Here is a 26,851-nt window from a genome sequence, read left to right as displayed (position 1 = left end):
CGTCAGGCAATAAACGCAGGCCCTGCGCCGGATGACGTCACCATCACCCGCTGCCGCGATTCAGCGAGTAGCTTGCTCGCGTACCTCGGCCAAGTCCCAGTCCCGGAGAAGCTCAACAGCCAGATCGGGAGAGTCGAGGCCCTGTCCCTCCACCTGCAGCAGGATGCGCCCATCGAGCAGCATGGTAGCCTCGACCCGCCCACGCTCGGCTTCCCACTTGACGATAGCCGACTCACGCCCCATGCGTACCCGCTCCATGTTGGGCTGCGAGGCTATCATGGCTGGATTGTTGAAGAGCGCGGCCATGCCTTGGACCATGGGGTTGTCGACCATCATCGACGCCTCCAGACGGCCATCGCCGCCCTCTTCTCGGTAGTTTCTTTGCAGCATGGCGCCGCCGCCCATCAGGGCTGCCGCCCCACCGCCTCCGGACTCCACCTCCTCGGCACTCCAGCCGGCAGGCGCCTCGGGAAAAGTATTGGCAAGGCGCCCCGACATCAGCTTGCGAATGTCATTGATGGCGAACTCAAGCTCGGTCAGCGCCGCACCATATTCTCCTTCCTGATAGAGTTCGAGACCCAGCTCGATCTGCTCGACGACCTCATCGGCCTGGGCGGAAGCGGTAACAGGGAGCGCCAGGGCCAGACCCAGCAACGCCGTTCCAACAGGTTTCCTCATGGCTCGCATCGATTCTCTCCGGTTGTTGTTTTTCTCGCGCTTCAAAGAACCAGGCGGGTGACACAGTTCGAAGATGCACCTCGACCAGTGTAACCCGCTTTTACAATGCTATCGTCACGGCGCCACGCCGGAGTAGTCGTGGCGCTCCGGCCCACTTGCTACAGCCCCGCCGCCACACGGGTGCCCTGATCGATGGCACGCTTGGCGTCGAGCTCGGCAGCCTCGTCGGCGCCACCGATCAGATGCACCGCCACGCCAGCCTCCTTGAGCGGCTCGAGGAGCTCACGCACCGGATCCTGACCGGCGCAGATCACCACGCTGTCGACCTCGAGCAGGCGCGGCTCCCCGCCCAGGCGGATATGCAGGCCGTCGTCGTCGATGCCCATGTATTCGCAGCCCGCCAGCGTCTCCACGTTGCGGTGGCGCAGCGACATGCGGTGCACCCAGCCGGTGGACTTGCCCAGTCCCTTGCCGGGCTTGGAGGCCTTGCGCTGCAGCAGAAAGACCTGACGCGGCGTCTCGGGACGTTCGGGCGGGCGCAGGCCGCCGCGTTGGGCGACACCGAGGTCGACGCCCCACTCAGCGCACCAGGCGTCACGATCCAGCGAGGGATGCCCTACGTGGGTCAGTAGCTCGGCCACGTCGAAGCCGATGCCGCCGGCACCGATGATCGCCACCCGCCGCCCGACCCGTTCCGGGTGCTGGATCGCCATGGGATAGCTCATCACCTTGGGATGGTCGATGCCCGGCAGCTCGAGCCGCCGCGGGCGCACCCCGCTGGCCAGAATCACCGCGTCGAAATCGCGCAGCGTCTGCACGTCGGCCTCGACGCCGAGCTTCACCGTGACGCCCAGCTTGTCGAGCATGACCTTGAAGTAGCGCAGCGTCTCGTCGAACTCCTCTTTGCCGGGAATCCTGCGCGCCAGGTTGAACTGACCGCCCAGCTCCCCGGTGCGCTCGAACAGCACCACGCTGTGGCCGCGGCGGGCCGCAGTGAGTGCCGCCGCCAGCCCCGCCGGACCGCCGCCGACCACGGCAACGTCGCGCGGTGTCTCGGCCGTCTCGATGACGAGCTCGGTCTCGTGGCAGGCCTGGGGATTGACCAGGCAGGTGGTGAGCTTGCCCTGGAAGGTATGATCCAGGCACGCCTGGTTGCAGGCGATACAGGTATTGATCTCGTCGTCGCGCCCTTCGGCCGCCTTGGCGACCCAGGCCGGGTCGGCGAGGAAGGGGCGTGCCATGGAGACCATGTCGGCATGACCATCGGCCAGCACGCGCTCGGCCACCTCGGGCATGTTGATGCGGTTGGTGGTGATCAGCGGTATGGAGAGCTCGGCCTTCATGCGCCGGGTGACCTCGGTGAAGGCCGCCCGCGGCACGCTGGTGACGATGGTGGGCACGCGCGCCTCGTGCCAGCCGATGCCGGTATTGATCAGGCTGGCGCCGGCAGTCTCGATGGCTCGCCCCAGGGTCACTACCTCTTCCCAGGTGCTGCCCTCTTCCACCAGGTCGATCATCGACAGGCGGAAGATGATCAGGAAGTCGTCGCCCACCGCCTGGCGAATGCGCGACACGATCTCGACGGCGAAACGCATGCGGTTGTCGAATGCCCCGCCCCAGCGGTCGTCACGTTGGTTGGTGCGCAGGCACAAAAACTGGTTGATCAGATAACCCTCGGAGCCCATCACCTCGACACCGTCATAACCGGCCTCCCGTGCCAGCGAGGCGCAGCGCACGTAGGCCTCGATCTGACGCTCGACTTCGTCATCGGTCAGTTCGCGCGGCGTGAAGGGGTTGATCGGTGCCTGGAGCGGCGAAGGCGCGACCAGCTCGGGAGAGTAGGCGTAGCGTCCGGCATGCAGAATTTGCATACAGATGCGCCCGCCCTCGGCGTGCACGGCCTCGATCACGCCGCGATGATCGGCCACCTGCTCGGCGCGCTCCAGTGTGGCTGCCCCCTGGAATACCGCCCCTTCGGGGTTGGGCGCGATGCCGCCGGTGACGATCAAGCCGACGCCGGCACGGGCGCGTTCGGCATAGAACGCTGCCAGGCGGGCGAAGCCGTTCGGCGCCTCTTCCAGGTTGGTATGCATGGAGCCCATCAGCACGCGGTTGGGCAGTGTCAGATGGCCCACCTCGAGCGGACGAAAAAGATGAGGATAGCGCACGCCGAACTCCTCCTTGGGTCGAGTCACGGTCAATTTCAAACAACTGTATGATAGCTGGACGACAGGCGCAAAAGAAAAAGCGGTACATACGCCGAAGGGCGAAGCGAGCCTGACACGCTGCAGGCGAAATCCGCAGCGCACGAAGGCCTGCGCGGGCCGGCGGAGGGAGTATAGTCGATACGAAAAGGCCCCGAGCCGTGGGCTCGGGGCCTGAAATCGAATGGCGGACCGGACGGGACTCGAACCCGCGACCTCCGGCGTGACAGGCCGGCATTCTAACCGACTGAACTACCGGTCCGCGTGGTGGGTGATACCGGACTCGAACCAGTGACCCCCAGCATGTGAGGCTGGTGCTCTAACCAACTGAGCTAATCACCCACGCATATCGCAACTAGCGAAAACTGCAGAACAGACATCGTGGCGGACCGGACGGGACTCGAACCCGCGACCTCCGGCGTGACAGGCCGGCATTCTAACCGACTGAACTACCGGTCCACAGCTGATGAACTGCTTGGAAACGATGGCGGACCGGACGGGACTCGAACCCGCGACCTCCGGCGTGACAGGCCGGCATTCTAACCGACTGAACTACCGGTCCGCTGCTTGCTTCCTACGTGCCCAGGTTCTTGCCATCGCCTCTGTTCGGACGCGATGGTGGGTGGTACAGGGTTCGAACCTGTGACCCCCAGCTTGTAAGGCTGGTGCTCTCCCAGCTGAGCTAACCACCCCTGGTCACGTGGCGCTGAATTCTACAGAGTTCCTTTTCCTTGTCAACGCCTTTGCGACTTCAGCGACGAGTTCGAGAGTGGCCACGAACACGCATTCCACGGCGAAACCGGCCACAGGCCGCACCAGCCTTGAACTTGATCACCGCGTCTATCGATGGGAGCCCATGAAAGCGGCGATCACGGCCGCCCCCTCTTCGATCAACTCCGCCTGATCGCGGCCCGATGAGCGTCGTGGCTTCCAGTCATGGTCGCCATCGGCGAGCCAATGCACTCGCACATGCTCCGGCAGTTCGTAGCCCGCGACTTCCTCCCGAGTGCCAAACGGATCGCGACTGCCCTGCACCACCAGGGTGGGACACTCGATCGACGGCCAGTGCGACAGCCGTAAACGCTCAGGCTTGCCGGGTGGATGAAAGGGATAGCCGCACAGAACCAGACCGGTCACCGCCTCGTTCGCTGCCAGCAGACTGGCCGCGCGCCCACCCATCGACTTGCCCCCGAGCCACAGGTTACCCCCTTGGGGCCGTGTCAGAATGTCGCACCACTGTGACAACTCTTCTACCAAGCGGTCGATACGAGGAGGCGGCCTTCGCCTGCCTTCTCGCTGCATGTGCTGCATGTAGGCGAACTCGACGGCCAGGGTCTGAACCCCCTCGCGGGCCAGCGCATCACGCAAATGACTCATATAGGCCGACTGCTGGCCAGCCCCCGCACCATGGGCGATCAGCAGGCAACCGCTGCTGCCGTCGCCCTTCACTTCGAGTGGCCCCAGCCCTTCCACGAACCAGTTTCCGGGCCGCTCTTTCGGCTCCCATTCGCCCAGTCGGGCGGGATCGATGCTCAGCGCAGCTTTCGACGAAAAGTCCGACACGCGTCAAATTCCTATACCAGTTTCACCTGTATCCTTGTTTCAGTCTGTCAGGCGGCTGCGCTAGAATCCGCTCTGCTTTCTGACCTGCATCACCCAACCGGGAGCGCCGAGTGGCAGCCGCCACCACGAGTTCTCGACACGCGTTCGATGGGAACCTGACATGAGCACAGCATTAGAGCACCCGACCTACAACTACAAGGTAGTTCGGCAGTTCGCGATCATGACAGTGGTGTGGGGCATCGTGGGCATGCTCCTCGGTGTCATCCTCGCCGCACAGCTGGTATGGCCGCAACTCAACCTCGATCTGCCTTGGACCAGCTTCGGCCGTCTGCGCCCGCTGCACACCAACGCCGTCATCTTCGCCTTCGGTGGCTCCGCCCTGATGGCAACCTCGTATTACGTGGTGCAGCGTACCTGCCAGACGCGGCTGTTTTCCGACAAGCTGGCGGCCTTCACCTTCTGGGGCTGGCAGGCGGTGATTCTGTCGGCGGTGGTCACGCTGCCGCTGGGCTACACCACCACCAAGGAGTACGCCGAGCTCGAGTGGCCGATCAACATCCTGATCGCCGTGGTCTGGGTCAGCTACGCCATCGTCTTCCTGATGACCGTCAAGCAGCGGCGCACCTCCCACATCTACGTGGCCAACTGGTTCTTCGCCGCCTTCATCCTGACCGTGGCGGTGCTGCACATCGTCAACAACGCGGCGATCCCGGTCACCATGATGTACTCCATCTCGCTCTACTCCGGCGCCATCGACGCCATGGTGCAGTGGTGGTACGGCCACAACGCGGTGGGCTTCTTCCTGACCGCCGGCTTCCTCGGCATGATGTACTACTTCGTGCCCAAGCAGGCCGAGCGCCCCATCTACTCCTATCGCCTGTCGATCGTGCACTTCTGGGCTCTGATCATGATCTACATGTGGGCCGGCCCGCACCACCTGCACTACACCGCGCTGCCCGACTGGGCTCAGTCGCTGGGCATGGTGATGTCGATCATCCTGCTGGCGCCCTCCTGGGGCGGCATGATCAACGGCATGATGACCCTCTCCGGCGCCTGGCATAAGCTGCGCACCGATCCGACCCTGCGCTTCCTGGTCGTTGCCCTGGCCTTCTACGGCATGTCCACCTTCGAAGGGCCGATGATGGCCATCAAGACGGTCAACGCCCTGTCCCACTACACCGACTGGACCATCGGACACGTGCACGCCGGCGCCCTGGGCTGGGTGGCGATGATCACCATCGGCTCCATGTATCACCTGATTCCGCGCCTGTTCGGCCGCACCGAGATGTACTCGGTCGGTCTGATCGCCGTGCACTTCTGGCTCTCCACCATCGGCACCGTACTCTACATCGCCGCCATGTGGGTCAACGGCATCCTGCAGGGCCTGATGTGGCGCGCCATCAACCCCGACGGCACCTTGATGTACACCTTCATGGAGTCGGTCGAGGCCAGCGGTCCCGGCTACGTCGTGCGCCTGATCGGCGGCCTGTTCTGGGTCGTGGGCATGTTGATCATGGCCTACAACGTCTTCATGACCGTCAAGCGCAGCGAAGCCGCCCAGCAGCCGCTTCCGCAGACCGCCTGAGCAACCGGGGATACCGACACCAATGAAACACGAGATTGTCGAAAAGAACGTAGGCCTGCTCGCCGTGTTGATCCTGGTGGTGATCAGCTTCGGCGGCCTGGCCGAGATCGTGCCGCTGTTCTTTCAGAAGCAGACTACGGAGCCAGTGGACGGGCTGCGCCCGCTGTCCGCCCTGGAGCTGGAGGGCCGCGACATCTACCGGCGTGAGGGCTGCGTCGGCTGTCACTCGCAGATGATCCGCCCGTTCCGCGCCGAGACCGAGCGCTACGGCCATTACAGCGTGGCAGGCGAGTTCATCTACGAGCACAACTTCCTGTGGGGCTCCAAGCGTACCGGCCCGGATCTGGCTCGCGTCGGCGGCCGCTACAGCGACGACTGGCACCGTGCCCACATGTACAACCCGCGCGACGTGGTGCCCGGCTCGATCATGCCGGCCTATCCCTGGCTGTTCGAGCGCACCCTCGACGGCCGTGATACGCCGCGCAAGATGGAGGCGCTGCGCCGCCTGGGCGTGCCCTACACCGACGAGGACATCGAAGGCGCCACGCGTGAAGTACGCGGCCAGCAGGAGATCACCGCGCTGGTGGCCTATCTGCAACAGCTGGGGACCGTGCTCGAGGGCACGCGCTGATCATGGATACCGGTACCTTTCGCGGCATCATCACCGGCCTGCTGATCATCGCCTTCCTTGGCATTACCTGGTGGGCCTACTCCCGGCGACGCAAGCCGGATTTCGACGAGGCGGCCAACCTGCCCTTCGCCGAGGACGACGAACAAAGCAACCGTGACAGCAGCGCCTCGCAGCAGCGCTCCAAGCGCGAGCAGGCAAGCGAAGCCGATTCCCGCCACGACAGGGGAGACAAAGACACATGAGCAACTTCTGGGGTGACTCCCTCTCCGAGTTCTGGAGTGCCTGGATCATCATCATCACGCTGGGCTCCATCGCCTTCGCTTTCTGGATCCTGTACGCCAACCGCAAGACCGACAAGGTGCCGGATGCCGACGGCAACGTGGAAACCACCGGTCATGCCGCCGACGAGATCGAGGAGTACGACAATCCGCTGCCGCGCTGGTGGTTCCAGCTCTACGTGGCCACGGTGATCTTCGCCCTGGGCTATCTGCTGCTCTACCCCGGCCTTGGCAACTTCACCGGCCTGCTGGGCTGGACCCAGGAAGGCCAGTGGGAGCAGGAAGTGGCCCGCGCCGAGGAGCGCTTCACGCCGATCTTCGCCCAGTACCAGGAGATTCCGATCCCCGAGCTGGCGCAGGACGCCGAAGCGATGCAGGTCGCCGAGCGCATCTACCAGAACAACTGCGCGGTGTGTCACGGCGCCAACGCCCGCGGCGGCTACGGTTTCCCCAACCTGACCAACGACGATTGGCTCTACGGTGGCGAACCCGAGCAGATCATGACCACCCTGATTCGCGGTCGTAACGGTCTGATGCCCTCGTTCCAGAGCCTGGGCGAGCGCAACATCGAGCGAGTCGCTCAGCACGTGCTGTCGCTCTCGGGCCTCGAGCACGATGCCGAGCAGGCCGAGCAGGGTGCTGCGGTCTACGCCTCGGTGTGTGCCGCCTGTCATGGCCAGGAAGGCACCGGCAACACGGCCCTGGGCGCGCCCAACCTGACCAACGACATCTGGCTCTATCAGGCGCCCGGTCAGAGCGTGGCCGACTCGATCCGCCAGACGCTGCGCAATGGCCGCAATGGCCACATGCCGGCTCAGGAAGCCTACATCGGCGAAGAGCGTGTCCATCTGGTGGCGGCTTACGTTTATAGTCTGCGCTTCCGCGACTGACGTCCCCCGCCCGGGCGGGCAGTGCGACCCACCGTCGCACTGCCCCGCCTCGTGACGGGCTCTCGATACAATGAAGCCACTTCATTGCCTTCCCCATACGGGCCGCCGTTGCCCGTCGTGAGTCCGAAATGAGCGATAAGATTCCCACGCGTGACGTGACCCCGGATCCGGTGGGGCATCATACGCCCCATGCCACGGTACAACATGCCGCAGTACAACAGGAGATGTACGCCAAGCGGCGCCATATCTACGTGCGCGAGATCAAGGGGCTGTTCCAGCGCGTGCGCCGTATCGCCAACTGGCTGTTGATGCTGGCTTTCTTCGGCCTGCCCTGGCTCACCTGGGGCGATCGCCCGCTGATCTGGTTCGATCTGCCCGGGCGAGAATTCCACATCTTCGCCGCCACCTTCTACCCGCAGGAGTTCATCCTGCTGTCGTGGCTGCTGATCATCTGCGCCTTCGGCCTGTTCTTCATCACCGTATTCGCCGGCCGCGTATGGTGCGGCTACACTTGCCCGCAAAGCGTGTGGACCTTTCTCTACATCTGGGTGGAGCACCGCCTGGAGGGTTCGCGCAACCGGCGTATCAAGCTCGACAACCAGCCGATGAACCTCGACAAGACGTGGCGCAAGACCGCCAAGCACGTCGTCTGGCTGGCCATCGCCCTGGCCACCGGCGTCACCTTCGTCGGCTATTTCACACCCATTCGCGAGCTGGTGGTGGAACTGCCCATCCTCGAGGCTCACGGCTGGTCCTATTTCTGGGTCGGCTTCTTTCTGGTCTTCACCTACCTCAACGCCGGCTGGCTGCGCGAACAGGTATGCATTTACATGTGCCCCTATGCCCGCTTCCAGTCGGTGATGTTCGACAACGACACGCTGATCGTTTCCTACGACGCATCCCGCGGCGAACCCAGGGGCTCGCGCAAGAAGAGCCTGAGCCATGCCGAGGCGCGCGCGGCCGGCCACGGCGACTGCATCGACTGCGATCTGTGCGTGCAGGTCTGCCCCACCGGCATCGACATCCGCAAGGGGCTGCAATACGAATGCATTACCTGTGCCGCCTGTATCGATGCCTGCGACAGCGTAATGGACCGCATGAACTACCCGCGCGGGCTGATTCGCTATACCACCGAGAACGCTCTGGAAGGCAAGCGCTCCCATATCCTGCGTCCCCGCCTGCTGGGTTACTTCGCCGCCCTGACGGTGATGATCGGGCTGTTCGTGTGGGCACTGGGCGACCGCATGCCGCTCAATGTCGAGGTGGAGCGCGAGCGTGGCCAGCTCTACCAGATGACCCGTGACGGGCGCATCAGCAATGTCTATACCTTGACGGTACGCAACCTCGACGACCGCGACCACACCTACCGGCTGGAGGTGAGCGGTCTACCCGGACTGGAGCTCGACACCGAGACGCTACGGGTAGCGGCCGGCACCACGCGGCTGTTTGCGGTACAGATCACCGCCGCCCCGGAGGTGCTGACACTGCCCAGCCACCCCATTCAGCTCAACCTTCGATCCCTTGACGACGAGCGCATTACGCTCGAACGCGATACCCGCTTCATCGGTGAAGCACGGAGATGACCATGACGACCCCTTCCCCCTGGTACAAGCAGTTCTGGCCGTGGTTCCTGCTCGGTCTGCTGTTCACCTCGATCTTCGGCAGCTCGACCCTGGCCGTGATGGCGATTCGCACCGCCGACGGCCTGGTGCAGGAGGATTACTACGAGCACGGCCGCGCCATCAACATGGTGCTGGCCAAGCAGCAGCGTGCCGAGGAGCTCGACCTGGTTGCCAACCTGCGTATCGATCCCATGACCAGCGACATCATCGTTCAGCTCGACGGTGCAGAGCGCCCCGAGCGACTCTACCTGAAGCTGCTCTTCCCCACCGTGGGCGACCGCGACCAGGAAATCGTGCTGGAGCACGTGCGCGAGGGTCGCTATCTGGGTCAGGCGCCGGACAACCTGCGCTACCGCTGGTATCTGCAGCTGCACCCCAGCGCGGAGCAGCCCGAATGGCGCCTGGTCGGTGAAGGCAGCTTCCCCAGCGACGAGGAGTTCGCGCTGACGCCCGGGTTGCCGTCGCGTGGTTGATCGCCTTATCTCGCCTTGCCAAGAGCCGATATGAGCCACCCAGCCAGCACGGCCGAAGCCGCCGTCGACAACTGCTACCACTGCGGCAGCCTGGTGCCCGCCGGGGCGCCCTGGTCGATCGTGCTCGATGAACGTGAACACCCGCTGTGCTGCCCCGGCTGCGAGGCGGTGGCCCACGCCATCGTCGACGGCGGGCTTGGCAGCTACTACCGCTTTCGCACCGAGCTGCCCGAGCGTCCCGACGAGCGCCAGGCGGTCAAGGCCGAGACCTGGGCGGTATTCGACGACCCGGGCCTGCAGCGCCAGTTCGTCCACGCCGAGGACGACGGCGAACGCGTGTATGCCACCCTGGCGGTGGATGGCATTACCTGTGCCGCCTGCGCCTGGCTGATCGAGCACCGCCTCAACGATCTGGAGGGTGTCACCTCCAGCGCCGTCAATCTGAGCCACCATCGCGTCCGCGTGGCCTGGGACCCGGCACGCCTCAAGCTCTCGCGTATCCTCGCCGAGATGGCCGCCATCGGCTACAGCGCCCAACCCTACGAGCCGGATGCCGCTCAGCAGCGGCTGCAGTTCGAGGAGCGCATGAACATCCGCCGGCTGATCGTGGCGGCGGTGGGCATGGCCCAGGTGATGATGTTCTCCATCCCCATCTACATGGCCGCGCCTGGCGAGATCAGCGCAGACTTCTACGCTCTCTTCCACTGGCTGTCGTTCGCCCTGGCCACACCGGTGGTGTTCTTCTCGGCCATGCCCTTCTTCCGCAACGCCGTGCGCGATCTGCGCACCCGCGTGCTGGGCATGGACGTCCCCGTTTCCATCGCCATCGGTGGAGCCTACCTGGCCAGCGGCTATGCGGTGATCGCCGACACCGGCGAGGTGTACTTCGACTCGGTGGCGATGTTCACTTTCTTCCTGCTGTTCGGACGCTATGTGGAAGCCCGCGCGCGGCGCCGCAGCGGCCATACGGGCAACGTCATGGCCGGTGCCCTGCCGCTCTCGGCGGTGCGTCTGGAGGCCAACGGCGAGGAGCGTATCCTGCCGGCCAGCGAGCTCGTCGCCGGCGACCGGGTGATCGTCAAGCCCGGCCACGGGGTCCCCGCCGACGGCCTCATCGAAGAGGGCGAGTCGAGCCTCGATGAGTCGATGCTCACCGGTGAGTACCTGCCAGTGGTCCGGCGCGTCGGCGACAGCGTCACCGGCGGCAGTCAGAACATCGAGAGCCCGCTGGTGATTCGCGTGACCCACGCCGGCAAGGACGCGCGGGTGGCCAGCATCGTCGACCTAACCGACCGCGCTTTCGCCAGCCGCCCGCGCCTGGCCCAGCTCGCCGCCCGCATGTCGCACCTGTTCGTGCTGCGTCTGCTGGTGGTGACCGTCTGCGTGACCACCGCTTGGTGGTTCATCGACCCCAGCCGCATGCTGTGGGTGATGCTCTCGGTACTGGTGGTGACCTGCCCCTGCGCTCTGGCGCTGGCCACGCCCACCGCACTCACCGCGGGGCACGGTCAGCTGCGCCGTCGAGGCATACTGATCACCCGTGCCGACGCCATCGAGTCGCTGTCCCAGGTCGACCGGGTGATCTTCGACAAGACCGGCACCCTCACCTGCGGCGAAATGCAGCTCATCGACACCCGCCCCCTCGACGGCATCACAGCCGAGCGGGCACGTACCGTCGCCGCCACCCTGGAAGCCCATTCGGAGCACCCCATCGCCCGCGCTTTCCGTCCCTGGCGCCAGGCCACGGTGGATGCCAGCGACAGAGCCAGCCGCACCGGTCAGGGGGTCGAGGGCGTGATAGACGGCAAGCGTTGGCGCCTGGGACGCGCCGACTTCGTTGCGCCGGACCGTGCCCTGACGCCACCGGGGGAAGGCCAGTGGCTGCTGCTCGGCGAAGAGGGCGAGCCCCGCGTCTGGTTCGCCCTACGCGACAGGCTGCGTGAAGACGCGGCGGAAACCGTCGCCGAGCTGAAATCCCGCGGCATCCAGGTCGAGCTGCTCTCCGGCGATACCACTGAGGCCGTGCGCGGCATGGCCGAGCAGCTGGGCATCGAGACCTGGCAGGCCGGCGCCAGTCCGGAGGGCAAGCTGGCGCGCATTCGCGAGTGCCAGGCGGCCGGCGAGAAGGTCGCCATGATCGGCGACGGTATCAACGACGTCCCGGTGCTGGCCGGCGCCGACGTGTCGATCGCCATGAACGGCGCTACCGATCTGGCCCGCACCAGCGCCGACGCCGTGTTGCTGAGCCCGCGTCTGTTGCGTATCGTCGAAGCCATCGAGATCGCCCGCGCCACCCGGCGCATCATGCGCCAAAACATGATCTGGTCGGTGTGCTACAACTTCTCGGCGCTGCCGCTGGCCGCCATCGGTATCGTGCCGCCCTGGGTCGCGGCGCTGGGCATGTCGGGCAGCTCGCTGGTGGTGGTGGGCAATGCGCTGCGGCTCAACCGCTTCCGGCTGCGCCCTGCTCCGTTGCCGGCTTCCGAAGCACGACTGGTGAACGCATGACCATTCTGTACCTGCTCATTCCACTCTCGCTGGTTCTGCTCGGCCTGGCCGTGTGGGCCTTCTTCTGGGCGGTGAAGAACGATCAGTTCGAGGACCTGGAAGGCCCCGCCCACCGCATCCTCTTCGACGAGGACGAGAACGACCTGACCGCGGAGGAGCGCGAGAAGCGCCGCCAGGCCGCGCGTCGCAAGCCATCCGAAAAGGATGACAACGGACCAGCGAAACGCTGATGGACCCGACGGGACTCGGACTGCCGCCACTGCTGGCGGCCTTCGTCTTCGGCCTGCTCGGTGGCGCGCACTGCATCGGCATGTGCGGCGGCATCATGAGCGCGCTGACCTTCGCCGTGCCTCCCAGCATGCGCAGCCCCGCCCGGCTCTCGGGGTTGCTGCTCGGCTACAACCTGGGCCGCATCCTGAGCTACATGGTCGCCGGTGCCCTGGTCGCCTCGCTCGGCACCCTGGTGGCGCTGACGCCGGCAGCCCGCGCGGGCCTGCAGGCATTCGCCGCCATCATGCTGATTCTGATGGCGCTCTACATCGCCAACTGGTGGAAGGGTCTGCTCAGGGTGGAGGCGCTCGGCCGCCATCTCTGGCGCTACCTGGAGCCCTTCGGCAAGCGCCTGATGCCCGTAGTGAAGGTACCACAGGCCATCGCGCTCGGTGCCGTCTGGGGCTGGCTGCCGTGCGGGCTGGTCTATTCCATGCTCGCCTGGAGTCTGGCCACGGCCGATCCGCTGTTCGGCGCCTCGCTGATGGCGGCCTTCGGTCTCGGCACCCTGCCCTCGCTGCTGGTGACCGGCTTCGCCGCGCGTCAGTTGGGCGCCCTGATCCGGCACCCGGCAACCCGCGCCCTGGCCGCGCTGACCATCATCGGCTTTGCCGTGTGGCAGCTCACCATGCTGCTGCCGCTGGGTGCGCCAGGCCACTGAAGCAGCTCCTCCGACACGCCATTCTCACGCCATTTTGACGCAGCTCAACCCGGCAGTGAGAGGGTACGGCTAGCATTGTCCCTACAGTTCGTCTTGGGAGTGCCTTCATGTCCGTCCCCGCGCCATCCATGACTCGAACGATGGCCGATCCCTTCATCTGGGACGCGGCCCTGCTGCGGCGCTACGACACCCACGGGCCTCGCTATACCTCGTATCCCACCGCCCTGTCGTTCGGCTCGGACTTCACCGAGCCGGACTATCAGGCAGCGCTGGCGCGCAGCAACGCCGACGGCAGGCCGCTGTCGATCTACGTGCATATCCCGTTCTGTCGCAAGGCCTGCCACTACTGCGGCTGTCACAAGGTCGCGACCAAGACCACCAAGGTGGCGGAGCCCTACATCTCTCGCCTGGACCGCGAGATGGTGCTGATCAAGCCGCATGTGGATACGCGGAGGGAAGTGGCTCAGCTGCACTGGGGCGGCGGGACGCCAACCTTCCTGAGCCTCGATCAGATGAGCGATCTTATCGACCGCCTCGACGCCCGCTTCGGCCTTTCCAACGCCCGCGACCGCGACTATGCCATCGAGATCGACCCTCGCGAGGCCGACGTCTTCACCCTGCGCCATCTACAGGCCCTGGGCTTCAACCGCCTAAGTCTCGGCGTGCAGGATCTCGATCCCCGGGTGCAACGGGCCATCAATCGGGTCCAGCCACGCATCCTGACCGAGGCGTTGATCGATGAAGCCGACCGCCTCGGTTTTCGTTCGCTCAATCTGGATCTCATCTACGGCCTGCCCTTGCAGACCCGCGACAGCTTTGCCGCCACGCTGGAGCAGGTGATCGCCATGGCCCCGGCACGGCTATCGATCTTCAACTATGCCCACATGCCGGAGCGCTTCGCGGCCCAGCGTCACATCAACGCAGGGGACCTGCCCGCGCCCGAGGAAAAACTGGCCATGCTGCGCATCACCATCGCCATGCTGACCGAAGCAGGCTATGTGCACATCGGCATGGACCACTTCGCCAGAGCCAGCGACAGTCTTGCCATCGCGCAGCGTGAAGGCACCCTGCAGCGCAACTTCCAGGGCTACTCCAGCCATGCGCAGTGTGACCTGATCGGGCTTGGCGTGTCGGCGATCTCCTGCATCGACGACGTCTATTCGCAGAATCACGTCACTCTCGCTGCCTACGAGCAAGCGCTGGACGCCAGTCATCTGCCCACGGCGCGTGGCATTCGTCTCTCCTTCGACGATCGGGTCAGGCGGCACGCCATCGAACGACTGATGTGCGACATGGAACTCGACTTCGACGAGCTGAGCGAGACCTTCGGCATCGACGCGCCGCGCTATCTGACGGACGCTCTGGCTCGCCTCGAGATGCCCCAGCGTGACGGACTGGTCGTCTGGGATGGGCCTCGCCTGATTGCCACCCCCTTGGGCCGCTTGCTGATTCGGCACCTTGCCATGGCCTTCGATGCCAGGCTGCCACGGCAGCCCGACTCTCAGCACTCCCGAATCGTTTAAGTCAGAAGATCATTTCTAAAGGTTCCGCAAGGTGTTGCGGCCAAAGGTCGCAAGGGGCATTTTACCTGCACCAATAATGTTCCATAATGCCTTAATGACAATGATCAAGGAGGTGGAGCATGCCGGTAAACGCGGCCAATGCGCTCGGCAAGCGGCGTTCACTGCTGCATGAAACTCGCTGCCAGAACTGCAGCCTGAGTTCACTGTGCCTGCCTCTCGCTCTGGAACTCGAGGACATGGAGCAGTTCGATGCCATCATTCGGCGTCGCTCTCCACTGAAGAAGGGGGAATCCCTGTTCCGTCAGGGCAGCGCCTTCAGCAGCGTCTTCGCCGTTCGCTCCGGCAGTCTCAAGCAGATCACCACCGAGGGCTCCGGTGAGGATCAGGTCACCAACTTCTATCTGCCCAGCGAGCTGGTCGGTCTCGACGGCATCGACGAACAGACCTATCCCGGCAGCGTGATCGCGCTCGAGACCACCACGGTATGCGAGATTCCCTTCGACCGGCTCGACCATCTCTCCGAACAGCTGCCGGAGCTGCGTGGCCAGCTCTATCGCAGCATGAGCAAGGAGCTGCGCGACGACCGCAAGATGATGCGCCTGCTGTCGCGCAAGACCGCCGACCAGCGCCTGGCCAGCTTCTTCACCAGCCTGTCGGACCGCTTCCGTCGCCGTGGCTACTCGCCCTACAGCTTCCGCCTCTCCATGTCACGGGCCGATATCGGCAACTACCTGGGGCTGGCCGTGGAAACCGTAAGCCGCATTCTCGGCCGCTTCCAGCAGCAGGGGCTGGTCGAGGTGTCCGGGCGCGAAGTGAACATTCTCAATCTCGAGGCGCTGGTGGCCCAGGCCCAGGACGACCACTGAGCCCCACGACATCCGCGAGCAAACGCAAACCGCCCGGCCTAGGCCGGGCGGTTTGCGTTTGGGCGGGCTATCGGCTCAGCCGTCGTTCGACACGTTCAGGGCATCGATGCGTCGCTCCTGCATCCTGGCCTGCTTGGCCTCGAGCCCTGCGAAGTCAAACAGCTCGCGGTCGGCCAGCTGCGACGGCGCCACGTTGGTCACCGCCTTGAACATGGTCTCGAGGCGCCCGGGGTTCTTGCGCTCCCACTCGGCCAGCATCTCCTTGACCACCTGGCGTTGCAGGTTGGGCTGGGAGCCGCACAGGTTGCAGGGGATGATGGGGAACTCCATCAGCCTTGCGAACTCGGCGATGTCCGCCTCACGGCAGTAGGCCAGCGGGCGGATGACGATGTTCTTGCCATCGTCGGAGAGCAGCTTGGGCGGCATGGCCTTGAGGCTACCGCCATAGAACATGTTGAGGAACAGCGTCTCGAGGATGTCCTCGCGATGATGGCCAAGCGCCACCTTGGTCGCGCCGATTTCCTCGGCGAAGCCATACAGCGAGCCACGCCGCAGGCGCGAACAGAGCGCACAGGTGGTCTTGCCCTCCGGCGTCTTCTCCTTGACCACCGAATAGGTATCTCGCTCGAGGATGTAGTACTCGACGCCGGTGCCCTCAAGATACTCGGGCAACACGTGCTCGGGAAAGCCGGGCTGCTTCTGGTCGAGATTCACCGCCACCAGCGAGAAGTTCACCGGCGCATTGCGCTGCAGGTTGCGCAGAATCTCGAGCAGCGTATAGCTGTCCTTGCCCCCCGACAGGCAGACCATGACCCGGTCGCCTTCGTGGATCATGCCGTAATCGATGATCGCGTTGCCCACCTGACGCCGCAGACGCTTCTGCAGCTTGTTGAACTCGCGGCGCTGCTTGGCGTCGAGTGCAGCCAGCGGCGAACTCGCCTCGCTCACCTCGTCGCGCTGTTGACGGGTGTCGTCATCGACGGTGGTGGGATCGAAAGTCACGGCGTCTTGCATGGTCACGGGCTGCCAGGGCATGGTGAAGGATGGGTGGCAATCCTACCATCGACACCGTCCGAAGGCGACGCCGCAGCAGCGATTCAGCGGCTCATGCCTCTTGTCGTTCGGGCATTCCGGTCCGCTCCAGGCGTAGGTACATCAGCGCCGTGGTCACGGCATCGCCGAGTGCGGTATTGCGCCCCATCACCGGCACGTCCAGCGCTGCTGCCACCGTCTCGAAACGCTGGGCGCGAGGCTCGGGCTCCATGACACTGCGACGCAGTTGGCGATGATACAGCTGCGCCACGTCGATACAGGTATTGGGCAGGTCGAAGCCGAAGCGGGGGCGAATCTGACGGTTGAGGATAGCCAGGTCGAAGTCGAGCCGCCACCCCAACAGCGGCCGGTTGCCGATGAAGTCGAGCAATTTCACCAGGGCCTCATCGAGGCTCTCGCCATCGTCGAGATCGACTCCGCGCAGGCCATGCACGCGAATGGAGTCGCCGGTCAGCGTGGCCGGGCGTTTCAGGCGCAGGTCGAGGGACTCGCTGGTGAGCACTCTGTCACCGCGTACCTTGACCGCCCCGATGGAGACAGGCTCGGAGGTACGCGTATCGACGCCGGTGGTTTCGCAGTCGATGGCCACCAGTTCGTCCCCGGTGTAGGGGTGGAAGAGCCAGCCGTACTCGCCGTCGGCATGACGGCGGCGGTCGTTGGCACGGCGCAGGGCGCGAAACATGGCAAACCTCCTGTTGTCCTCGGCTGTGCAACGTCCTCAGGTGTATTCGAGGTGATAGCGTTGCGACAGGCTCTGTTTGAAGTCCTTGACGATATGCAATGCCTCACGCAGCAGGTCACGCTCCAGCGACGACAACTGCTGGACCACGACCCGGTCGGGGCTCTTGCCGTTGGGTTCGCCATCGAGACGCTCGAGCTGCTGTTTCAGGCGCAGTTCGGTGAACAGCGATAACGCCTCGGCGAGATCCTCGGCCACCCGCGCCTCCAGCCGTCCGTCCGCGGCCAGGGCCTCGAGCCGCTCGAGCGTCGAGGTCGGCTGGATGCGTCGCTCCAGCGCCATGGTGCGTACGCCGTGAACGATAGGAAAGATGCCGCCCTTCTTGATGTCGATCCCGTGCTGCGGCTTCTTCAGCGAGCCGAACAGGGTCAACGGGGTGGAGAAACGCAGCGCCGTACGCGCAAAGTAGGAGAGCAGCAGCTCATCGCGAGAACACTGCTCGAACAGCGACTGGCGCACGCGGTCGAGCAGCGCCGGGTTGCCGGCCACCGAGTGGGAGTCGAGCATGATGGCCAGCTTCATCAAGCTGTCGCCATCGCGCTTCTCGGCCCAGCGCGCGATGCGTTCGCGCCACTGTGAGACGCTACCCACCCACTCCGGATTGTTGACCATGATGTTGCCGGGGCAAGGCGGGTAGCCGAGCTCGATCAAGGTCTCGGTGAGACGCTGCATCTGATCACCAACATCCGGCCACTCGAGCCCGTCGGCGAGAATCAGGCCGTTGTCCTGATCGGTCTTGAGAATCTGCTCGCCGCGGCCTTCGCTGCCCATCACCATCAGACAGCTGTCGCGGTGATAGCGCTCGTCGATGAGAAAGCCCCACGCCTTGGACATGATGCGTCCGTTTAGCGCTGCCAGCAGACCCATGGCGAAGCGCAGCTTGACGCCCTGGGCCATCAGCGCCTTGACCAGCTCGGGGGTGCGCCGGCTGGCACGGTAAAGGGCATCGAGACTGTCCGCCTGTTCCACCTGCAGGCTCACCACATAGCTGCGGCTGGAAAAATAACTGAGCACGTCGGTGAGCTCGACCACGCCGATGGGACGCTCCTGTTCCACTACCACGACCCGCTCCACCTTGAAGCGGGTCATCATGACCAGCACCTCGAACAGGTACTGGCCGGGACTCACCGTCACCAGTTCGAAGTTGGCAATGGCCTGCAGCGGGCTCTCCTTCTCCAGCCCCTTCAACACCAGTGCATTGAGCAGATCGGTCTTGGTCACCATGCCGGCACCGCCGGGGCCTTCCACCAACAGGCTGTCGGCATGGCTCTCATGCAATCTCGACACCGCCTCTGCGATGGTGGTCTCGGCAGACATGCACAGCGGCGGGCGCATGCACTCGCTGACCCGGGCCAGCATGAAGCCGGCCATGGTCACACCGCCTTCGGCGCGCTGCTCGGTCAGCAGCCGGGCCTTGTGTGCCAGGGTCTGGCGGAAAAATTCGGCAAAGGCCGGGCAGTCGTCGCACAGCTGCAGGAACAGCGCCTTGGGCAGCAGATAGCAGAGACTCTCCTGCTCGGCGCGAAAACGATAGCGGCTCTTGCCGTTGAGAATGCTGATGGCACCGAAAAGATCGCCCGCCGTGTAGTGGCCGATGCGCTCACGCGCGCCGGGCTGGGTGGTATCCAGCTCCGCCACTTCCCCCTTGTGAATGAGGAAGACGTACTCTCCCGGCTGGCCGGTCTCGAGAATGATCTCGTCGCGGTCGAAATAGGCCAGGTCGATGCCATGACGGATGCGCTCCCGCCCCTCCTCATCAAGAAAGGAGAAAGGTGGTTGGGAAAGATCGACATCGACCATCTCGTTACCCCCGTGGTGCGGCCACCATGCCTCGGTTCATCGCGAATACCGGGAGCGCCGGGCAGCGACACCGGCAGCCGAGCGAGCCCGCAGGGAAATCTGGCAGCCCGGTCGTTTTACGAGATACTCCCGGACTTTTTCCTACACGTCCCTGTCGCTTCCAACAACAATAGCAGCGCTGCTTTCCTTCGAAGCCTTGGCAGAAGCACTGCTTGCATCCTCGAGGCAGGATAACAGCCCCAAGATTTAGGAGATAACCTAGACCAACGTCCAAAGAACTCTTTTCCAGAACGTCTGCACCACTTGAAGAGGAAGACACCCCCTAAACCAAACAGCTAATAGACAAAAGTTCAATGCTAGACAATCGTCCTATCACTGACTCCTCAGCCACCTGAAAACATGACAAAAGACAAACACAAGCCACTGAAAATAAAGAAAAATCACAAACACCCTTCTATTACAATTTACTCATGATACCAAAGTCTGGGATTTTATTTTTTGAGTTTATTGACCAGTATTGCTCATGAGTCATACAGGGTGATCGCACCTGGATAACGCGACTCGACTAATGGATAACCGGTCGTAGCGGGAAGCGCGGATGTACGCAGGGAGCAAGGGATCCTCGGGCGCCGACAGGCCTTCGTTCATGCACCCGATTCGACTCGCTCAGTGCAACCCCCTGATGAAATATGGCATCTCTCTGTGCGACTTCCCCAACCTTTAACAACAAGTGGAGAGCATCACTATGGCAGATGACAAGATCAATGCTGCTGAATACTGGAAGGCAAACGTACGCCTCATAACCGGATGCATGATCGTCTGGGCGTTCGTTTCCTACGGCTGCGCCATGCTGTTTCGGCCCCTGCTCTCGGGGATACCGATCGGCGGCACCGACCTCGGGTTCTGGTTCGCTCAGCAGGGCTCCATTCTCACCTTTATCGGCCTGATCTTCTTCTATGCCTGGAAGATGAACAAGCTCGACCAGAAGTTCGGCCTGGGGGAGTAAACCAGCATGAGTCAGTTTGCCATCAACCTGCTCTTCGTGGGCGGCTCGTTCGCTCTCTATATCGGCATCGCCATCTGGGCACGAGCCGGCTCCACCAAGGACTTCTACGTCGCCGGCGGCGGCGTCCATCCGGTCACCAACGGCATGGCCACGGCGGCCGACTGGATGTCAGCGGCGTCCTTCATCTCCATGGCCGGTCTGCTGGCTTCCGGCGGCTACGCTAACTCTACCTTCCTCATGGGCTGGACCGGCGGCTACGTCATCCTGGCCATGCTGCTTGCCCCTTACCTGCGTAAGTTCGGCAAGTTCACCGTGCCCGACTTCATCGGCGACCGCTTCTACAGCAAGACTGCCCGCGTGGTCGCGGTAATCTGCTTGATCGTGGCCTCGGTGACCTACGTTATCGGTCAGATGACCGGCGCCGGCGTGGCCTTCTCACGCTTCCTCGAAGTACCCAGCAGCACCGGTATCTGGATCGCGGCAGGCATCGTCTTCCTGTATGCGGTATTCGGCGGCATGAAGGGTATTACCTACACTCAGGTGGCCCAGTACATCGTACTGATCATCGCCTATACCATCCCTGCCGTGTTCATCGCCATGCAGCTGACCGGCAACCCCATCCCGATGTTCGGCATGTTCAGCACCCACACCGAATCCGGCGTGCCGCTGCTGGCCAAGCTCGACGAGGTGGTAACGGCGCTGGGCTTCCGCGACTACACTGCCGACGTCGACAACAAGCTCAACATGGTGCTGTTCACCCTGTCGCTGATGATCGGTACCGCCGGTCTGCCCCACGTCATCATCCGCTTCTTCACCGTACCGAAGGTGGCCGATGCACGCTGGTCCGCCGGTTGGGCACTGGTGTTCATCGCCCTGCTCTACCTGACCGCACCGGCCGTGGGCTCCATGGCGCGCCTCAACCTGGCCACCACCATCTTCCCGGAAATGGCCGGACAGGTGGAAGACTACCAGGAGGCACTGGCCAACCCGATCCTCTACGAGGAGCGTCCTGACTGGATCCGCACCTGGGAAGACACCGGCCTGATCACCTTCACCGATCACAACAACGACGGCCGCATCCAGATGTACAACGATGCCAACCCGGGCTTCCAGCCCATCGCCAGCGAGCTTGGCTGGGAAGGCAACGAACTGACGGTGAACAACGACATCCTGGTACTGGCCAACCCGGAAATCGCCAACCTGCCGGGCTGGGTCATCGGCCTGATCGCAGCGGGCGGTATCGCGGCGGCACTCTCCACCGCGGCAGGCCTGCTGCTGGCGATCTCTTCCGCCATCAGTCATGACCTGATCAAGAACACCATCAACCCGAGCATCTCCGAGAAAGGCGAAATGCTGGCGGCACGGATCTCCATGGCCGGCGCCATCCTGCTGGCGACCTACCTCGGCCTCAATCCGCCAGGATTCGCGGCCCAGGTGGTAGCACTCGCCTTCGGCATCGCCGCCGCCTCGCTGTTCCCGGTGCTGATGATGGGTATCTTCTCCACCCGGATGAACAGCAAGGGCGCCATCTGCGGCATGCTGGCCGGCCTGCTTTCCACCCTGCTGTACATCTTCACCTACCTGGGCTGGTTCTTCATTCCCGGCACCAACATGCTGGCGAACGTCGAATCCAACTGGCTGTTCGGCATCTCACCGCTCTCCTTCGGTGCAGTGGGTGCGATGATCAACTTCGCCGTGGCCTACGCGGTATCCAGCGCCACCGAGGAGCCGCCGCAGGAGATCCAGGAACTGGTCGAAAGCGTGCGCTATCCGAAAGGCGCTGGCGCAGCCACCGGCCACTAAGCCATAATCACCCCCCGGCCCTGCCCCAGGGCCGGGAACCGAACCAGATCGGGCTTCCCACCGGGAAGCCCGATTGCATTGATAAAGGTGGCGTCATGATATGGCACTTGATCGCGGCGATCTTCGCCGCCTTGGGGGCGGCGGGAATTGGCCTGATACTGCGCGTGGCCAGCGGCAAACGGCTGCCAAAGTGGATCATCCCAGTGTTTGCCGGGCTGGGCATGCTGGGCTACCAGATCCACTACGAATACTCCTGGCTCGACCACAAGCTGGAGCAGCTGCCACCCACGGCCCGGGTGGTCCACACCGAGCAGGACAGCATGCCGTGGCGTCCCTGGACCTACCTGTATCCGCTCACGGCGGCCTTCAGTGTGGTCGACCAGAGCAGCATGGTGCCGCGCGAGGCGAACGACCAGCAGTTGGTCGAATTCATCCTCTATCGCTTCGAGAAGGAGTACGTCGACCGCCTGACTCATCAGCCCTATCTGATGAACTGCACCACGGCCGAAATGGTGCCGCTGAGCGAAGAGAGCCGCCAGCCCCGCACCGAGGGCATGCGCCGGCTCAACGAGGGTTCACGCCTGCTCGAGGCAGTCTGCTCCCCCTGGTAGCGTCGAACAGTCGGCAGGGCGTCTTGCGCTGTCCTGTCGGCCCGAGTGTTCTCGGGTCGATATCGCTTTAGAATGGTGAGCAGTTATCGGGGGAAGAAAGAATGTTTGCCGGCTGGCTGCTGATCGCCGTTTCGCTGCTCTATATCGCCGTTCTGTTCGGCATCGCCTGGCTGGGCGACCGTAACGCACGCCAGCGCGGCTCGAGCCGCAAACGTCCGGCTATCTACATTCTGGCGCTGGCCATCTACTGCACCTCCTGGAGCTTCTACGGCGCGGTGGGCCAGGCAGCCACCGCCGGCTGGTCGTTCGCCAGCATCTACGTGGGTCCGATCCTCACCTTCCTGCTGTTCTGGCCGATCCTGGCCAAGATGATTCGCGTGGCCAAGCGCCAGAACATCACCTCGATCGCCGACTTCATCGCCTCGCGTTACGGCAAGACGCAGTCGCTGGCCGCCTTCGCCAGTCTGGTGGCACTGATCGGCACGCTGCCCTACATCGCCTTGCAGCTGAAAGCCGTGGCGACCTCCTTCGCCGTACTGACGGATGCGGCCGACATCACCCATACGCCGGTTTTCGCCGATACGGCGTTCTTCGTCGCCCTGGTCATGGCCGCTTTCGCCATTCTGTTCGGTACCCGCCACACCGACGCTACCGAGCACCATGAGGGCCTGATCCACGCCGTCGCCTTCGAGTCGATGGTCAAGCTGCTGGCCTTCCTGATCCTGGGCGCCTACGTCACCTGGGGCATGTTCGGCGGGCTCGGCGAGCTGATGGCGCTGGCCGATACCCAGTTGGAACTGCAGCGCCAATTGGCCGACCAGAACTTCGGCCGCGGCTTCTGGGCTCAGACGCTGTTGGCCATGCTGGCGATCTTCTGTTTGCCGCGCCAGTTCCACGTCGCCGTGGTGGAGAACACGCACCCCAGCGATGCCGCCAAGGCGCGCTGGCTGTTTCCGCTCTATCTGGTGGCGTTTGCCTTCTTCATTTTGCCCATCGCCGCCGCCGGCCTGGCCCTGTTCCCCGACGGCTCGGTGGAACCCGATACCTTCGTGCTGGCGCTGCCCATGGCCGCCGAGCAGCAGTGGCTGACCCTGCTCACCTACATCGGCGGTTTCTCGGCAGCCACCGGCATGGTGATCGTGGCCACGGTGGCGGTGTCGATCATGATCTCCAACGAGATCGTGATACCGCTGCTGTTCCGTATGCGCTGGCTCGATGCCAGACCGCGCGACTACGGTCGGTTGGTACTCAAGGCCCGCCGCATCACTATCTGCGTCATTCTGGCCCTGGCCTATGGCTTCTATCAGCTGATCGGCGAATTCACCTCGCTGGCGTCGATCGGCATGCTCTCCTTCGCCGCCGCGGCCCAATTCGCCCCGGCCCTGATCGGCGGGCTCTACTGGAAGCGCGGCAACCGTCTGGGCGTGATCGTGGGCATGAACGCCGGCTTTGCCATCTGGGCCTACAGCCTCCTGATGCCGGCGATGATCCAGGGCGGCGTGCTGCCTGCCCAGTGGCTGAGTGGCGGCCCCTTCGGCCACCCCTGGCTGACACCCACCGCGCTGTTCGGGCTCAATTTCGGCGACGCCTTCACTCACGGCGTGATGCTCTCGCTCGGCATCAACCTGTTCTGCTACATCTTCGTCTCCCAGATCACCTCGCAGCGGGTGGTCGAGCGTATTCAGGCCTCGCTGTTCGTCGACAGCGTCGAGACCCGCCAGACCTCGGTCAACCGCCCCTGGACCGGCGCCACTACGGTGGGCGATCTCAAGGTGCTGTGCGAGCGCTTCCTTGGTGCCGGTCAGGTGGCCCGTGCTTTCGACGACTACGCCCGGCGCACCGGCAAGCCGCTGGAAGACGGCAACCGTGCCTCCATCGACGTGATCCAGTTCACCGAGCGCTTCCTGGCTTCGGTACTTGGCGCCTCCTCGGCGCGCATCGTGGTCAACTCAGCGCTGCAGGGCCGCGGCATCGGCATCTCCGACGTGATCTCCATCGTCGACGAAGCCTCGCAGGTGCTGGAGTTCAACCGGGCCCTGCTGCAGGCCACCATCGAGAACATCAACCAGGGTATCAGCGTGGTCGATCAGAACATGCGCCTGGTGGTGTGGAACCAGCGCTATCTGGAGCTGTTCCGTTTCCCCGACCATCTGATCCGCGTGGGTGCGCCGATCGACAAGATCTTCCGTTACAACGCCCACAACGGCGAATACGGCCCCGGCGATCCGGAAGAGCACGTGCAGTTGCTGATCGACAATATCCGCGACGGCCAGCCCCATCGCTACGTGCGCTACCGCCAGGACGGCAGTGTCCTCGAGGTGCAGGGCAACCCCATGCCGGGCGGCGGCTTCGTCTATACCTATCAGGACATCACCCAGCAGAAGCGCATCGAGGAAGCGCTGATTCGCTCCGAGAACAACATCCGTATCTACACCGACAACGTGCCGGCGCTGATCGCCTACTTCGACAAGGAGTGCCGCTACCTCTTTACCAACCGTGCCTACGAGCAGGCCTTCGGCATCGACCGCAACGAGGTCATCGGCAAGCACGTCAACGCCGTCATCAGCGACGAGATGGCGCAGGAGCGCGAGCCCTGGATACACCGGGCCCTGGCCGGCGAGCGGGTCAGCTTCGAAGTGTCGATGCACCTCGGCGACGACCTGCGCTACATGCTGGTGACCTATACCCCGCACTTCGGCGACAGCGGCGCCATCCTCGGTTTCTTCTCGCTCTACCAGGACATCACCGAGCGGCGCCTGGCCGAGATCGCGCTCAAGGAGACCAACGAGACCCTGGAGGAGCGGGTACGCGAGCGTACTCAGGCGCTGTCGGAAGCCAACACCGCGCTGCGCCAGGAGAACCGGGTGCGGGCCGAGGCCGAGCAGGCGCTGCGTCAGGCCAAGCAGGTGGCCGAGGATGCCAACGCTTCCAAGACCCGTTTCCTGGCCGCTGCCAGCCACGACCTGCTGCAGCCACTTAACGCCGCGCGCCTGTTCACCTCGGCCCTCTCCAACGAGATGGACGCGGTGGACATGAAGCGTACCATCGGCCATATCGACAACTCGCTGCAGGCCGCCGAGGAGCTGCTCGGCACCCTGCTCGACATCTCCAAGCTCGATGCCGGCGCTCTGACGCCGCGGCGCAGCCACTTTGCCCTGGCGGACATCTTCCGGCCGCTGCGCGCCGAGTTCGAGGTGATGGCCGAAGAGCGCGGCCTCGACCTGGTGGTGGTGCCGACGCGAATCTGGGTCGACAGCGACCCGCAGATGCTGCGCCGAATCGTTCAGAACTTCCTCTCGAACGCGCTGCGCTATACCCAGGAGGGTCGCGTGCTGCTGGGCTGCCGGCGCCGTGGATCACGCCTGACCATCGAGGTGTGGGACTCCGGCCCGGGCATTCCCGAATCCAAGCAGGCGGAGATCTTCCAGGAGTTCCGCCGCCTGGATCAGGCATCGCGGCACAAGGAGAGCGAAAAGGGGCTGGGGCTTGGCCTCTCCATAGCCGACCGCATGAGCCGGGTACTCGACCATCCGATCAGGGTCTTCTCCCGCGAAGGCATCGGCACCATGTTCTCCGTCAGCGTGCCGGTGGTGGCGCCACGCAGCGATACCGAGCGCGCAGAGGAGGCCGCCTCGTCGCGCCGCGTGGGCAACAAGCTGGTCGGCACCCGCGTGCTGTGCATCGACAACGAGACGCTGATTCTCGAAGGCATGAAGGCGATGCTCTCCGGCTGGGGCTGCGAGGTCTATACCGCGACCACCATCGGCGGCGCCAAGTCGGTGCTGCGCAACCTCGACGGCGAGCCGGACGCCATCCTGGCCGACTACCACCTCGACAACGAAGTGACCGGCCTGATGGCGCTCGAGGCATTGAGCGAGAGACTGGAGAGCGCCGTGCCGGGCATCGTGATCACCGCCGACCGCACCGAAGAGGTGGCCGAGGTGATTCGCCGCAGCGGCTACCACTTGCTGCAGAAGCCGGTGCGCCCCGCCGCTCTGCGCGCCCTGCTGACCCGCACGCTGCAGGCCAGCCGGGCAGCCCGACAGGAAGGTTGATCCTACCCAACCGTAATGCTCAAAACGCAACG

The 26,851-nt window shown here is 64.1% G+C and carries 21 protein-coding genes and 5 tRNA genes; 15 read left to right on the top strand and 11 right to left on the bottom strand.

The features are described 5' to 3' along the window. Window positions 1-60 precede the first annotated feature (60 nt). The 8 genes from HOP58_RS08805 to HOP58_RS08770 all read right to left on the bottom strand — a co-directional run bounded on the left by HOP58_RS08805 (window position 61) and on the right by HOP58_RS08770 (window position 4,445). Complete coding sequence (locus HOP58_RS08805; protein WP_202949112.1) at window positions 61-678, bottom strand: hypothetical protein; 618 nt, start codon at window positions 676-678, stop codon at window positions 61-63. A 158-nt stretch (window positions 679-836) separates the two neighbouring features. After that, window positions 837-2,879, bottom strand: a complete 2,043-nt coding sequence (locus tag HOP58_RS08800; RefSeq protein WP_267963360.1) for an NADPH-dependent 2,4-dienoyl-CoA reductase — start codon at window positions 2,877-2,879, stop codon at window positions 837-839. A gap of 188 nt (window positions 2,880-3,067) precedes the next feature. Beyond that, a tRNA-Asp gene (locus HOP58_RS08795) sits at window positions 3,068-3,144 on the bottom strand. Between the two features lie 3 nt (window positions 3,145-3,147). Continuing rightward, window positions 3,148-3,224 (bottom strand) — tRNA-Val (locus HOP58_RS08790). A gap of 40 nt (window positions 3,225-3,264) precedes the next feature. Continuing rightward, window positions 3,265-3,341 (bottom strand) — tRNA-Asp (locus HOP58_RS08785). Window positions 3,342-3,367: 26 nt separating this feature from the next. Beyond that, window positions 3,368-3,444, bottom strand: a tRNA-Asp gene (locus HOP58_RS08780). A gap of 54 nt (window positions 3,445-3,498) precedes the next feature. Further along, window positions 3,499-3,574 (bottom strand) — tRNA-Val (locus tag HOP58_RS08775). A 148-nt stretch (window positions 3,575-3,722) separates the two neighbouring features. Next, window positions 3,723-4,445 carry an alpha/beta family hydrolase gene (locus tag HOP58_RS08770; protein WP_010629675.1) on the bottom strand — a complete coding sequence of 241 codons (723 nt, stop codon included), beginning with the start codon at window positions 4,443-4,445 and terminating at the stop codon, window positions 3,723-3,725. A gap of 160 nt (window positions 4,446-4,605) precedes the next feature. Between HOP58_RS08770 and ccoN the strand changes: the two genes are divergently transcribed. The 11 genes from ccoN to fnr all read left to right on the top strand — a co-directional run bounded on the left by ccoN (window position 4,606) and on the right by fnr (window position 15,752). Continuing rightward, the gene (ccoN, locus tag HOP58_RS08765; protein ID WP_234260121.1) at window positions 4,606-6,030 is read left to right on the top strand and encodes a cytochrome-c oxidase, cbb3-type subunit I; all 1,425 of its coding nucleotides are present in this window, start codon (window positions 4,606-4,608) and stop codon (window positions 6,028-6,030) included. A gap of 22 nt (window positions 6,031-6,052) precedes the next feature. Next, window positions 6,053-6,661, top strand: a complete 609-nt coding sequence (gene ccoO / locus HOP58_RS08760) for a cytochrome-c oxidase, cbb3-type subunit II (protein WP_234260120.1) — start codon at window positions 6,053-6,055, stop codon at window positions 6,659-6,661. A gap of 2 nt (window positions 6,662-6,663) precedes the next feature. Then, complete coding sequence (locus tag HOP58_RS08755) at window positions 6,664-6,903, top strand: CcoQ/FixQ family Cbb3-type cytochrome c oxidase assembly chaperone (RefSeq protein WP_010629678.1); 240 nt, start codon at window positions 6,664-6,666, stop codon at window positions 6,901-6,903. Further along, on the top strand, window positions 6,900-7,829 hold the full coding sequence (ccoP, locus tag HOP58_RS08750; RefSeq protein WP_010629679.1) for a cytochrome-c oxidase, cbb3-type subunit III: 930 nt from the start codon (window positions 6,900-6,902) through the stop codon (window positions 7,827-7,829). Before HOP58_RS08755 ends, ccoP begins: the two co-directional genes overlap by 4 nt. Before the next feature lie 128 nt (window positions 7,830-7,957). Continuing rightward, complete coding sequence (ccoG, locus tag HOP58_RS08745) at window positions 7,958-9,412, top strand: cytochrome c oxidase accessory protein CcoG (RefSeq protein ID WP_234260119.1); 1,455 nt, start codon at window positions 7,958-7,960, stop codon at window positions 9,410-9,412. Continuing rightward, complete coding sequence (locus HOP58_RS08740; protein WP_234260118.1) at window positions 9,409-9,924, top strand: FixH family protein; 516 nt, start codon at window positions 9,409-9,411, stop codon at window positions 9,922-9,924. Before ccoG ends, HOP58_RS08740 begins: the two co-directional genes overlap by 4 nt. 30 nt (window positions 9,925-9,954) lie before the next feature. Beyond that, window positions 9,955-12,432: a heavy metal translocating P-type ATPase gene (locus tag HOP58_RS08735; protein ID WP_234260117.1), complete on the top strand. Its 2,478-nt coding sequence runs from the start codon at window positions 9,955-9,957 to the stop codon at window positions 12,430-12,432. Then, on the top strand, window positions 12,429-12,662 hold the full coding sequence (gene ccoS, locus HOP58_RS08730) for a cbb3-type cytochrome oxidase assembly protein CcoS (protein ID WP_234252725.1): 234 nt from the start codon (window positions 12,429-12,431) through the stop codon (window positions 12,660-12,662). The genes HOP58_RS08735 and ccoS overlap by 4 nt, the downstream gene beginning before the upstream one ends. Further along, window positions 12,662-13,363, top strand: coding sequence for a sulfite exporter TauE/SafE family protein (locus HOP58_RS08725; RefSeq protein WP_010629684.1), 702 nt, complete (start codon window positions 12,662-12,664; stop codon window positions 13,361-13,363). The genes ccoS and HOP58_RS08725 overlap by 1 nt, the downstream gene beginning before the upstream one ends. A gap of 107 nt (window positions 13,364-13,470) precedes the next feature. Next, window positions 13,471-14,886, top strand: a complete 1,416-nt coding sequence (gene hemN, locus HOP58_RS08720; protein ID WP_234260116.1) for an oxygen-independent coproporphyrinogen III oxidase — start codon at window positions 13,471-13,473, stop codon at window positions 14,884-14,886. Between the two features lie 119 nt (window positions 14,887-15,005). Beyond that, on the top strand, window positions 15,006-15,752 hold the full coding sequence (gene fnr / locus HOP58_RS08715) for a fumarate/nitrate reduction transcriptional regulator Fnr (RefSeq protein ID WP_234252723.1): 747 nt from the start codon (window positions 15,006-15,008) through the stop codon (window positions 15,750-15,752). Between the two features lie 75 nt (window positions 15,753-15,827). Here the strand turns inward: fnr and ttcA are convergent, their stop codons facing one another. The 3 genes from ttcA to HOP58_RS08700 form a co-directional block, all read right to left on the bottom strand. Continuing rightward, window positions 15,828-16,766, bottom strand: a complete 939-nt coding sequence (ttcA, locus tag HOP58_RS08710) for a tRNA 2-thiocytidine(32) synthetase TtcA (protein WP_234260115.1) — start codon at window positions 16,764-16,766, stop codon at window positions 15,828-15,830. A 91-nt stretch (window positions 16,767-16,857) separates the two neighbouring features. Continuing rightward, on the bottom strand, window positions 16,858-17,487 hold the full coding sequence (locus HOP58_RS08705; protein ID WP_234252721.1) for a 3'-5' exonuclease: 630 nt from the start codon (window positions 17,485-17,487) through the stop codon (window positions 16,858-16,860). A gap of 36 nt (window positions 17,488-17,523) precedes the next feature. Further along, on the bottom strand, window positions 17,524-19,344 hold the full coding sequence (locus HOP58_RS08700; protein ID WP_234260114.1) for a putative nucleotidyltransferase substrate binding domain-containing protein: 1,821 nt from the start codon (window positions 19,342-19,344) through the stop codon (window positions 17,524-17,526). Between the two features lie 745 nt (window positions 19,345-20,089). Between HOP58_RS08700 and HOP58_RS08695 the strand changes: the two genes are divergently transcribed. From HOP58_RS08695 to HOP58_RS08680, 4 genes are all read left to right on the top strand, one after another. After that, the gene (locus tag HOP58_RS08695) at window positions 20,090-20,350 is read left to right on the top strand and encodes a DUF4212 domain-containing protein (protein ID WP_010629690.1); all 261 of its coding nucleotides are present in this window, start codon (window positions 20,090-20,092) and stop codon (window positions 20,348-20,350) included. A 6-nt stretch (window positions 20,351-20,356) separates the two neighbouring features. Further along, complete coding sequence (locus tag HOP58_RS08690; RefSeq protein WP_010629691.1) at window positions 20,357-22,153, top strand: sodium:solute symporter family protein; 1,797 nt, start codon at window positions 20,357-20,359, stop codon at window positions 22,151-22,153. 95 nt (window positions 22,154-22,248) lie between these two features. Next, on the top strand, window positions 22,249-22,764 hold the full coding sequence (locus tag HOP58_RS08685) for a hypothetical protein (protein ID WP_234260113.1): 516 nt from the start codon (window positions 22,249-22,251) through the stop codon (window positions 22,762-22,764). Window positions 22,765-22,865: 101 nt separating this feature from the next. After that, window positions 22,866-26,819, top strand: a complete 3,954-nt coding sequence (locus tag HOP58_RS08680; protein WP_234252718.1) for a NahK/ErcS family hybrid sensor histidine kinase/response regulator — start codon at window positions 22,866-22,868, stop codon at window positions 26,817-26,819. The last annotated feature ends 32 nt before the right edge of the window (window positions 26,820-26,851 follow it).

Origin of the sequence: Halomonas sp. MCCC 1A11062, from assembly GCF_021404355.1 — a bacterium.
GTDB lineage: Bacteria > Pseudomonadota > Gammaproteobacteria > Pseudomonadales > Halomonadaceae > Halomonas > Halomonas aerodenitrificans.
This window is presented reverse-complemented; position numbering and strand designations above follow the sequence as displayed.

Coding starts and splice junctions, on each gene's coding strand:
- HOP58_RS08805 (WP_202949112.1), bottom strand. CDS start 678: ATGAGGAAACCTGTTGGAACGGCGTTGCTGGGTCTGGCCCTGGCGCTC.
- ccoN (WP_234260121.1), top strand. CDS start 4,606: ATGAGCACAGCATTAGAGCACCCGACCTACAACTACAAGGTAGTTCGG.
- ccoO (WP_234260120.1), top strand. CDS start 6,053: ATGAAACACGAGATTGTCGAAAAGAACGTAGGCCTGCTCGCCGTGTTG.
- HOP58_RS08755 (WP_010629678.1), top strand. CDS start 6,664: ATGGATACCGGTACCTTTCGCGGCATCATCACCGGCCTGCTGATCATC.
- ccoP (WP_010629679.1), top strand. CDS start 6,900: ATGAGCAACTTCTGGGGTGACTCCCTCTCCGAGTTCTGGAGTGCCTGG.
- ccoG (WP_234260119.1), top strand. CDS start 7,958: ATGAGCGATAAGATTCCCACGCGTGACGTGACCCCGGATCCGGTGGGG.
- HOP58_RS08740 (WP_234260118.1), top strand. CDS start 9,409: ATGACCATGACGACCCCTTCCCCCTGGTACAAGCAGTTCTGGCCGTGG.
- HOP58_RS08735 (WP_234260117.1), top strand. CDS start 9,955: ATGAGCCACCCAGCCAGCACGGCCGAAGCCGCCGTCGACAACTGCTAC.
- ccoS (WP_234252725.1), top strand. CDS start 12,429: ATGACCATTCTGTACCTGCTCATTCCACTCTCGCTGGTTCTGCTCGGC.
- HOP58_RS08725 (WP_010629684.1), top strand. CDS start 12,662: ATGGACCCGACGGGACTCGGACTGCCGCCACTGCTGGCGGCCTTCGTC.
- hemN (WP_234260116.1), top strand. CDS start 13,471: ATGTCCGTCCCCGCGCCATCCATGACTCGAACGATGGCCGATCCCTTC.
- fnr (WP_234252723.1), top strand. CDS start 15,006: ATGCCGGTAAACGCGGCCAATGCGCTCGGCAAGCGGCGTTCACTGCTG.
- ttcA (WP_234260115.1), bottom strand. CDS start 16,766: ATGCAAGACGCCGTGACTTTCGATCCCACCACCGTCGATGACGACACC.
- HOP58_RS08705 (WP_234252721.1), bottom strand. CDS start 17,487: ATGTTTCGCGCCCTGCGCCGTGCCAACGACCGCCGCCGTCATGCCGAC.
- HOP58_RS08700 (WP_234260114.1), bottom strand. CDS start 19,344: ATGGTCGATGTCGATCTTTCCCAACCACCTTTCTCCTTTCTTGATGAG.
- HOP58_RS08695 (WP_010629690.1), top strand. CDS start 20,090: ATGGCAGATGACAAGATCAATGCTGCTGAATACTGGAAGGCAAACGTA.
- HOP58_RS08690 (WP_010629691.1), top strand. CDS start 20,357: ATGAGTCAGTTTGCCATCAACCTGCTCTTCGTGGGCGGCTCGTTCGCT.
- HOP58_RS08685 (WP_234260113.1), top strand. CDS start 22,249: ATGATATGGCACTTGATCGCGGCGATCTTCGCCGCCTTGGGGGCGGCG.
- HOP58_RS08680 (WP_234252718.1), top strand. CDS start 22,866: ATGTTTGCCGGCTGGCTGCTGATCGCCGTTTCGCTGCTCTATATCGCC.